This is a genomic window from Blautia sp. HCN-20427 (assembly GCF_037890365.1).
GTDB lineage: Bacteria > Bacillota > Clostridia > Lachnospirales > Lachnospiraceae > Blautia.
In genome coordinates this window covers 1-1,262 of sequence record NZ_JBBKBX010000066.1, presented here as the reverse complement: position 1 = coordinate 1,262, position 1,262 = coordinate 1, and the positions used below count along the sequence as shown (strand labels likewise).

The following is a 1,262-nucleotide window of genomic DNA, read 5'->3' as shown; positions in this document are numbered from 1 at the left end:
GAGTGTCGATTTCGGAACTCTGAGACTCGGTACCTTATTTGTTTCCTCTTGGTACCTCCTCTCTTGTTCTATCTGTAATATAACACTTATAAACAGTGTTGTCAACCGTTTCTTTTAAATTTTTTGAGAGTTTACTTTTTTTATTTTTCTTTATACAGGCAAACCGCACTAACACTGTATTCATAACTGCTTTTAGCGTTATGCCGAAGAAAAAGAAAAAATATAAGAGAGATTGTGGATTGTATTTTTCTTAGTGAATCATTAGAATGTACTTATAATATAATCTGAATGGTCTGACTAAAAACGTATCTGTAGATTAAAAAGCGAGATAAAAGTAAAGAGGGAAGATATGGCAAAGTTTAGAGAATATGATATCGAAGCTATGGAAGAAGTATATGATTTAGGAAAAGCTCTGGCCTCTCCAGTGCGATTGGAAATGTTACAGCTTTTGTATGATAAAAGCTTAATTATTGGAGAAATAGCAAAAGAAATGAATTTACCAGCTTCAAGTGCAGCTTTTCATGCAAAAATTTTAGAAAAAGCAGGATTGATTCGTATGGAGGAACAGCCGGGTACCAGAGGAACTACCAAACTGTGTACACGTAAAGTGGATTATTTGCATGTTGGACTTGTACGAAAAAAAGCAGTTGTAACTGAGATTGTAAGTATAGAAATGCCTGTAGGGGCATTTACCGGATGTAAAGTAAAACCAACCTGCGGTTTATGGTCTCTCAATGGAGTTGTAGGAAATGAAGATATGGAACAGTGTTTCTACTATCCCGAGAAATCAAAAGCAGGAATTCTCTGGACTTCTGCAGGTTATGTAGAATATAAGTTTCCTAATGAGGTTCCCAAAAAAAAGACTCCCCAAAAAATTTGCTTTTTAGCAGAAATTTGCTCAGAAGCTCCTGGATATAGAGAAGATTGGAAGTCAGATATAACTGTATGGATTAATGAAAAGGAATGTGGAACCTGGACAAGTCCTGGCGATTTTGGTGCAAAAAGAGGAAGACTGAATTCTTCTATTTGGCCTGACGGAAGCAGTCAGTACGGATTATGGACGACATGGGAAGTGGATAAAAACGGATGCTATGTTAACGGAGAGAAAGTTGCCAATCGGACAATTGATGAATTGGATTTAATGTCTAATGTATTTGTAAAAGTAAGAATCGGAAATAAAAATGATGCAACATATGTGGGAGGATTTAATTTATTCGGAAAAGATTGGGGAGATTACAGACAAGATTTGGTAATGACAATTG

At 35.8% G+C, this 1,262-nt stretch carries 1 protein-coding gene; it reads left to right on the top strand.

The window, feature by feature from the left end:
• Positions 1–349: 349 nt before the first annotated feature.
• A partial coding sequence (locus tag WKT17_RS16215; protein WP_340273707.1) for an ArsR/SmtB family transcription factor occupies positions 350–1,262 on the top strand: 913 nt, incomplete at its 3' end.